Raw genomic sequence first — 8,262 nt, forward strand, 5'->3', positions numbered from 1 at the left:
TGTCACTCAATTCACCCCGACTCAAAACGATAGCAAGGCAATCCGGAAGCGTTACGGATTGTCAACCAACTTATGTTTATTGAAATAGATGAAAGATATGAGTTAAAATCAATCAGGTGTATGCAACTTGATGATTAGGATAGAACAGCTTTTAAAAAACTGTATAGGGTTAACATTATGCTAACCAGGCTAAAAGTTTCTGGTTTTAAAAACCTTGTTAATGTAGATGTCCGCTTTGGTTCATTTACCTGTGTAGCGGGTGCAAATGGTGTAGGTAAATCTAACTTATTTGATGCGATCAGGTTTCTGTCAGCCTTGGCTGATCTTCCTCTAATTGAAGCCGCTTTATCTGTTCGAGATGAGGGAGGTAGGACAGGAGATGTCCGTAGTCTGTTTCATCGGATTGGCAATGACTATGCTCCACAGATGTCATTTGAAGCTGAGATGATTGTGCCAGGTGAAGGCGTTGATGATTTAGGACAAACTGCCAAAGCTAGCATTACCTTTCTTCGCTACTCTATAGAGTTAGCTTATCGACAAGATGATAGTCTCCGCTCATTAGGATCACTGGAACTGCTTAAAGAAGAGTTAGTTCATATTAATCTTGGTGATGCCTCTAAACATTTGCTATTTAATCACAAGGCGAAAACTTGGCGCAAGTCTGCTGTGAAAGGACAGCGCCGAGTCCCTTATTTTATTTCTACAGAAGGTGAGGGGACAAATCGAGTGATTAAACTTCATCAAGACGGCGGAACCAGCGGTAGAGCCTTAGCTCGCTCAGCCGTTAATCTCCCTCGAACTGTACTGTCTGTGACCAATGCAGCCGAAAGCCCAACAGCACTACTGGCACGTCGGGAAATGCAATCTTGGCAGTTACTACAGCTAGAACCTTCTTCTTTACGACAACCCGACGAATTTACGGCGCCGACAAAATTAGGAACAGATGGCTCTCACTTAGCTTCAAACCTCTATCACCTAGCACGGCTGAGAAAAAATTTCCGCAAATCTGATCAGGAAGCCGAAGCGCAGGTTTATGCTCAAGTGGCAGGTCGTTTAGCACAATTATTAGATGATGTTGATGCCGTGACAATAGAGCGGGATGATCGTCGCGAACTGCTCACATTAATGGTTACAACTAGAGATGGTACAACCCATCCGGCGCGATCGCTCTCAGATGGAACAATGCGCTTTTTGGCGTTAGCGGTACTGGAATTAGACCCAGAAGCTCAAGGTTTATTGTGCTTAGAGGAACCTGAAAATGGTATTCATCCAGAGCGTATCCCGAAGATCCTCGAACTCCTACAAGACATCGCTACGGATGTTGAAGAAACCGTTGATCAAGACAATCCCCTACGCCAAGTAATCATCAATACCCACTCACCAGCCGTTGTACAGCAAGTCCCAGAAGATAGTCTTTTGGTTGCTGAGTTGAAGGAAGAAAAATCACCGTCAGGACAATGGTTTAAAGGGGTACGTTTTAGTTGTCTACCGAATACTTGGCGACACCTTAAAGTTGCGGAAACCGAAAAGACAAGTACTGTTCCTTTAGGTAAACTTCTCGCGTACTTAAATCCAGTTCCTCCAGAACAGTCAGAGCTAAATGGCAATGGACAACTGGAAACCAACTCATCTTTAAAACCTACCCCGTCTAAAAAACGCAGAGTTTTGGATAGAGAAGACATTCAACCTCTAATTTTAGGCTTCCCAAAAGAATTTGTATGAAGGAACTGCGATACACATTACTATCTGATGGGAGTTCCGACAAAGCGCTACTACCTATTCTGACTTGGTTATTGCGATTACATGGAGTTGAATGTGCTATCCAGTCCCAGTGGGCTGATTTTCGGCGCTTACCAAAACAACCACTGAATCACTCAGAGAGAATTGAATTAAGTTTGAACCTTTACCCTTGCGACCTTTTATTTATACACAGGGATGCCGAAAAAGAACCTCGTGAGAAACGAGTTTCTGAAATTCAAAAATCCGTTGAGGGTATCAGGGAATCAGTTTCTGTGCCGGTTATCTGTGTTGTACCTGTGCGGATGACAGAAGCTTGGTTATTATTTGATGAAGCTGCCATACGCAAGGCGGCAGAAAATCCCAGAAGACAGCAACCTTTAAATTTGCCAAACCTCTCTAAATGTGAGGAGTTACCTGATCCAAAACAATATCTTTGTCAACTTCTGCGTCAAGCAAGTGGGTTTACGGGTCGGCGACTAAAGAAATTTCGCGCCAGAGAGCGAGAGAAGATTCAACGAATCGCTGAACTTATCGATGACTTTTCGGCACTGCGGAGTCTGTCTGCCTTTAAAATACTAGAAGCAGACATAAAACAGATGCTCAAAAGACAGAGTTGGTAAGTAAATTATAACTTAAATCCAGTTCTCGTAATCCCCTCTAAATTTGAGGAAATTAAAAAAATATAAAATTTTTGCTCAAAGTTCATTCTTTAATTAAAAATTAAAATCGTCTTTCAAATAAAGTCTACTCATTGAGTCAAACTCCAAGCTGTATCCAAATTAGCAAACCGCTTACCCAGAATTGGGTTAGTACTCATTAGTAACGTTCCTCATGTAATTGTTGGACTAAATGGAGGCACTAGCTGTGCAATCTGAAACTGTGAGAGTCAGGCGTGTATCCGGCGCTTTTGCCCTGATTGATAGTTTAAAGCGCCATGGTGTGAAGCACATTTTCGGTTATCCGGGTGGTGCGAATCTACCAATTTACGATGAAATCTACCAAGCGGAATCCGCTGGCGAACTCCAACATATTCTGGTGCGACACGAACAAGGGGCTGCCCATGCTGCTGACGGGTATGCCCGGGCAACAGGTAAAGTGGGCATCTGTTTGGCAACCTCCGGACCGGGAGCCACGAATTTGGTCACGGGTTTAGCCACGGCGAGTTTGGACTCTGTGCCAATGATTGCGATTACGGGACAGGTTCCCCGTGGGGCGATCGGTACGGATGGATTCCAGGAAATTGATATTTTCGGCATTACGCTGCCAATTGTCAAGCATTCCTATTTAGTGAATGATGCTCGCGATATTCCCCGGATTGTGGCGGAGGCGTTTCACATTGCGAGTACGGGTAGACCGGGACCGGTGTTGATTGATATTCCCAAAGATGTGGGAATGGAACAATTTGATTACTTTCCCGTGGAACCCGGTACGATTAAGCTGCCGGGATACCGTCCTACGGTGAAAGGAAATTCTAACCAAATTAACAAAGCACTGGATTTAATCCGGGCGGCAAAGAAACCGTTACTCTATGTAGGTGGCGGTGCGATCGCGGCGAGTGCCCAGGGAGAACTTCTGGAACTAGCGGAGCATTTCCAGATTCCGGTGACAACGACGCTGATGGGTAAGGGCGTCTTTGATGAATCCCATCCCCTGGCTTTGGGAATGTTAGGGATGCACGGCACCGCTTATGCTAACTTTGCCGTGAGTGAATGTGACCTGTTAATCGCCTTGGGTGCCCGCTTTGATGACCGGGTGGCAAGTTTGCCGAAACAGTTTGCGGCTGAGGCGAAGGTGATTCACATCGATATTGATCCGGCGGAAGTGGGGAAAAATCGGAACACTGATGTACCCATTGTTGGCGATGTGCGGCAAGTGTTAATTGACCTGTTGCGGCGTTCTCATCAGCTTGGGAATGGTATCGATCCAGACCAAACGAAAGCGTGGTGCGATCGCCTGCAACAGTGGCGGGATGAGTATCCCTTAGATTTGCCCCATCCCCAGGATAATCTCTCGCCCCAAGAAGTGATTGTGGAAGTTGCCCGTCAATCCCCTGAGGCTTACTACACCACTGACGTCGGTCAACACCAAATGTGGGCGGCTCAATTCTTGAAAAATAAGCCCCGTCGCTGGATTTCTAGTGGCGGTTTGGGGACAATGGGATTTGGCTTGCCTGCGGCTGTGGGGGTAAAAGTGGCTCTACCCTCGGAATCGGTGATTTGTATCAGCGGCGATGGTAGCTTCCAAATGAATATGCAGGAACTGGGTACGATCGCCCAGTACGGCATTGGCGTCAAGATTGTCATCCTCAACAATGGTTGGCTGGGAATGGTGCGCCAATGGCAGCATTTGTTCTATGGCGATCGCTACGAAGCGACGAATCTGGAAGTCGGCACACCGGAGTTTGTGAATCTGGCTCAAGTGTATGGGATTAATGCCATTAAGGTGACACAGCGTCAGGCTTTACCCGATGCGATCGCTCAAATGCTTGCCCATGACGGTCCAATGCTTGTAGACGTGCGCGTTACCCGCAATGAGGACTGTTATCCCATGGTTGCGCCCGGTCACACCAATAGCGACATGATGGGCTTGCACCCTCATAACCCAGAGCCGATTTCACCCACTATCCTGACGTGTTCTAACTGTGGAACCGAAAATCCAGCGACCCATAAATGTTGTTGTGAATGTGGTACGAAACTGTTGGATATGCCATCGACAGTGGCTCTGAGCTAATTGGTGACGAGCGCCAGGTAAGGGCATTGGGGGAGGTGCTAACTTTTCACGGAACGTCTTGAAACTGAGTGGGTAGGGGAGATAGGGGAGATAGGGGAGATAGGGGAGATGAGGGAGATGGTGAGTTAATTCACGCGCCATGCCCTTGAACCCAGTGAAGGGTAAAACTTCAAAATATTATCTTCCCCACCTTCCTCACCTTCCCGACCTTCCCCATCTTTAATATTGTCTGCCTTTAGTAGGATGTTAAATAAACTTTAACCGAGAAAGAATCGTCTTAGGTACAAATGGATGACGGCAAAACATGACAATGGCTATAAGGCGCAACTTTTCGAGTTTTAATTTAATAAAGATTCTTCTTTCTTAACAGAACTTAGTAAAAAGCAATTGTATGAAACTTTCATCAGGGATTACACTAAGAGTAGCAAAAACTACAGATTTTTTTCGGGATCAAGCTAAACAGGTTGACTTGAAAGGCGTTACCCTGCTATTTGGCTCCTCAATAACAAAACTGATATCAACGTAAGAACAATGTGCATTACAGGCTCACTCACTGACTTTTCATTACCCGAAATCTTTCGGCTCCTTGGTAAAGGGCATCATACGGGTTTACTCACTGTAAATACTGATGTTTCTACTCCTGTCACCCCCAATGGCGTTTGCTATGTTTGGGTCTATCGCGGTCGAATTGTGGCAGTTGATTCTCAGTTAAAGCATCTAGGGTTAATCAAGTTAATTGCTCAACGCCAATGGATGGATAGAAGTCAGTTAACTCAATTGAGTGAGTCATTGCCTCAGGAGCAACCCTTGGGTACATACCTGCAAAAACAGCGGTTGTTAACCCTTCAACAAATCAAATGGTTGTTCCAAATCCAAGTCTTACGACCCACCTGTACCTTGTTTCAACTCAAAACAGGTCATTTTAAGTTCAGCCATGAAGTCAAACTACCCATGTTAGGAATGACGGGCTTGAGCTTAAACACCCTAGGTGCCAATTTACTAGGATTACGTTCTTTGCGTAATTGGGATGCCCTCAGCGATAAATTCCCCGATGTCAATGCGGGGTTGGTCAGTATTACAGGACACCCTCGTTATCCCCTAAACGCTTTAGAGTCTCAAGTTTGGGAGTATACCAGTGGCACTGTTTCCCTGAGGGAAATTGCCAAACAACTCAGACTTTCGGTAAAAACTGTGCAGCAGATTGCTTTTCGATTAATGACAGTCGGATTGGTGGAAGAAGTTCCCTTAGTGATTCATGCCCCCTGTCCTCAATCTGTGGACGCGATCGCGACACCGCTCCATCCAGAAGCGACCGATCAGCCAGTCAGCCACTCATTTTTGCACAATCTAATGGGTTTCTTAGCAGATAAGTCCAAGCAACTGCCGTTACGGGCGGCTTAGTTCAGGAAAGGATCAAAAACACTAGATGTAGACAGGCAGCCGTTTACAGCAACGTGGAATGCAATAATGTATTTCAATCAGGACTAAACTGCTATATATCAAATTACTACCGATTCTAATAAACGAATTGTGCCTCGCTCCGCATCAATTTCTACCATTCCACCGATAGGGACAGTGAACTTATCCTGAATTTGACATCCTCCCTCGCCGGAGACGAGGGATTCCCAAACCTCACGATTTGACGCTTCGACTCCGCGAGCGCGTCAAAGTTTCTGCTTCCTACCCCTGAGACTACGCGGTAGCTGAGCCTGTCGAAGCTCAGGGGTTTTTCGCAACTGCCCTTTGGACTTATGTCCATCGGGTCTTATGTTCGCTCCACAGACTATCACCGCAAGCCCTGCGGCTAGAATATTGTTTGCGGCATTAATGTCTCGGTCGTGGTGAGTTCCACATTCTGGGCAATCCCACTCCCTAACATTAAGCGGCAATTTATCAACGACGTGACCACAATGTCCACAGCGCTTAGAACTGGGAAACCATCGGTCAATCTTAACCAGTAATCGACCGTACCACTGGCACTTGTACTCCAACTGACGAACCAGTTCGCTCCAGCTTGCATTTCTCATTGCTTGAGCCAACTTGTGGTTTTTCATCATGTTCTTCACGGCTAAGTCTTCGACAACAATCGTTTGATTTTCACGTACCAGTCGAGTCGTTAGCTTGTGAAGGAAGTCTTTACGGGCGTCGGCGATTTGAGCATGGATTCGAGCAACCTGCTGCCGAGCCTTTTCCCTATTATTTGAACCTTTGACCTTACGAGACAATGCTTTTTGAGCTTGTCTCAACTTGCGTTTCAATCGCTTAAAGTGCTTTGGATTAGCAATCTTTTCCCCATCGCTGGTCGCCACCAAAGAAGTAACACCTGCATCAATCCCAATAGCTTTATCAACCCTTCGGCTTCGCTCAGGGTTGAAGCTGAGCGGAGCCGAAGCGTCAACTAATAGAGAGACGAACCATCGTCCCGAAACATCTAGCCTTACTGTAACCGTAGAGGGTTCGCAGTTTTCTGGAAGGGTTCGACTCCAGCGAATTGGTAAGGGTTCGCGACATTTTGCTAACCATAATTGCCCATCTTTCCACTTAAAAGCCGAACGGGTAAACTCAGCACTACCGCCATTCCGCAACTTTAAGAAGTTGGGGTATTTAGCACGACCTGCCCAGAAATTGGTAAACGCTTTTTGCAAGTTCCTCAATCCCTGCTGCAATGGTACACAACTCACGTCATTAAGAAATTGCTTGTCTTCTTGCTTTTTCCAATCTGTCAGCATGGCGGATGTCTGCTTGTAGTCAATCCGCTCCTGTCTTTCGTACCAACCTTCAGTTCGGGTATGCAACGCCAAGTTGTAAACCAGACGAACGCAACCCAACGTGCGGCGCAAGAGTTGTTCTTGTTCCGGCGTTGGGTAAAAACGGTATCGGTAGGCGCGTTGAGTCATAGCTCACATCCTACTGCATTTCCTGTAAAAGTGCCAGCTTTACTTGAAAACGCGGCTTTCGAAGCATCGCTGAAAGCGAGGGTCGGAAAGCCGCGAAGATAGATGACCGATCATCGAACCATACCAGGCGGGAATCCCCAACGGTTTAATATGGTCAGCTAAGACTTGCCGCAACGTCAGCGATGGTTCATTAGCATCGCCTATGGGACAGTTTGTACATTGGGCAAAAATAAATCCAGCCACTTGATCGAGAATGCCAGCGAGTTTGAGCTGGGTTAACAAGCGGTCAATCCGGTAAACCTCTTCTCGTATATCTTCCACAAACAAAATAGAGTTCTGCCAATCGGGTAAATAATCTGACCCCACCAGCGCCGCCACCAGTGATAAATTTCCCCCCACCAGACGCCCCCTTGCCTTACCCTTGGTAATGGTTTCCACAGGAGTACTCAATAGATTTTGCAGTGTCATTGCTGCCCCATCAAACAAGATGCGTTGCAGATGTTGGATTGAGAACCAATTCCAGGTTGATGTTCCCAGTGGTCCATGAAAGGTGATCAGGTTGCTGTGAGTATAAATCGCTAACAGCAGTGAGGTAACATCGCTATAGCCGATAATGATTTTGGGATTTTGGCGGATTAGCTCGTAGTCCAACAGGGGTAAAATTCGATTACAACCCCATCCGCCTGCCATTGCCAGCACCGCCCGGACAGAGGAATCGGCAAACATCGCATTCACATCAGCACGTCGATTCCAGCCGAAAACGACTATTCCAATTCGATGTTGGAGACAATGGTTGATAACAACACGAGCGGCTTGGTTAACTGCATCTCTTACTTGCCTATTGCGTCTTTCTGCGAGAGAGGCTAATTCTTCATTCCAAAACCCTTGAGTTTTA

General features: G+C 46.4%; 6 protein-coding genes. 4 read left to right on the forward strand and 2 right to left on the reverse strand.

The features are described from left to right. Positions 1-177 precede the first annotated feature (177 nt). From RIG27_RS29530 to RIG27_RS29545, 4 genes are all read left to right on the forward strand, one after another. A complete protein-coding gene (locus RIG27_RS29530; protein ID WP_446350680.1) occupies positions 178-1,722 on the forward strand; it encodes an AAA family ATPase in 1,545 nt (514 codons plus the stop codon). After that, positions 1,719-2,360, forward strand: a complete 642-nt coding sequence (locus tag RIG27_RS29535) for a hypothetical protein (protein WP_446350681.1) — start codon at positions 1,719-1,721, stop codon at positions 2,358-2,360. The genes RIG27_RS29530 and RIG27_RS29535 overlap by 4 nt, the downstream gene beginning before the upstream one ends. A 229-nt stretch (positions 2,361-2,589) precedes the next feature. Further along, positions 2,590-4,470 (forward strand): biosynthetic-type acetolactate synthase large subunit, encoded by a 1,881-nt coding sequence (gene ilvB, locus RIG27_RS29540; RefSeq protein ID WP_446350682.1) that lies wholly within the window; start codon positions 2,590-2,592, stop codon positions 4,468-4,470. 531 nt (positions 4,471-5,001) lie between these two features. Further along, a complete protein-coding gene (locus RIG27_RS29545) occupies positions 5,002-5,871 on the forward strand; it encodes a DUF4388 domain-containing protein (RefSeq protein WP_446350683.1) in 870 nt (289 codons plus the stop codon). A 263-nt stretch (positions 5,872-6,134) separates the two neighbouring features. Here RIG27_RS29545 and RIG27_RS29550 read toward each other — a convergent pair whose 3' ends face one another. Both RIG27_RS29550 and RIG27_RS29555 read right to left on the reverse strand, forming a co-directional pair. Beyond that, positions 6,135-7,367: an RNA-guided endonuclease InsQ/TnpB family protein gene (locus tag RIG27_RS29550; RefSeq protein ID WP_446350684.1), complete on the reverse strand. Its 1,233-nt coding sequence runs from the start codon at positions 7,365-7,367 to the stop codon at positions 6,135-6,137. 39 nt (positions 7,368-7,406) lie between these two features. Further along, on the reverse strand, positions 7,407-8,262 hold an 856-nt coding region (locus tag RIG27_RS29555; RefSeq protein WP_446350685.1), incomplete at its 5' end, for a S66 peptidase family protein.

It is taken from the genome of Coleofasciculus sp. F4-SAH-05, from assembly GCF_040222985.1.
Taxonomy (GTDB): Bacteria; Cyanobacteriota; Cyanobacteriia; order Cyanobacteriales; family Coleofasciculaceae; genus Coleofasciculus; species Coleofasciculus chthonoplastes.

What these genes read in the sequence shown, in the direction of transcription:
- RIG27_RS29530 (WP_446350680.1), top strand. Translation starts at nt 178, where the DNA reads ATGCTAACCAGGCTAAAAGTTTCTGGTTTTAAAAACCTTGTTAATGTA.
- RIG27_RS29535 (WP_446350681.1), top strand. Translation starts at nt 1,719, where the DNA reads ATGAAGGAACTGCGATACACATTACTATCTGATGGGAGTTCCGACAAA.
- ilvB (WP_446350682.1), top strand. Translation starts at nt 2,590, where the DNA reads ATGGAGGCACTAGCTGTGCAATCTGAAACTGTGAGAGTCAGGCGTGTA.
- RIG27_RS29545 (WP_446350683.1), top strand. Translation starts at nt 5,002, where the DNA reads ATGTGCATTACAGGCTCACTCACTGACTTTTCATTACCCGAAATCTTT.
- RIG27_RS29550 (WP_446350684.1), bottom strand. Translation starts at nt 7,367, where the DNA reads ATGACTCAACGCGCCTACCGATACCGTTTTTACCCAACGCCGGAACAA.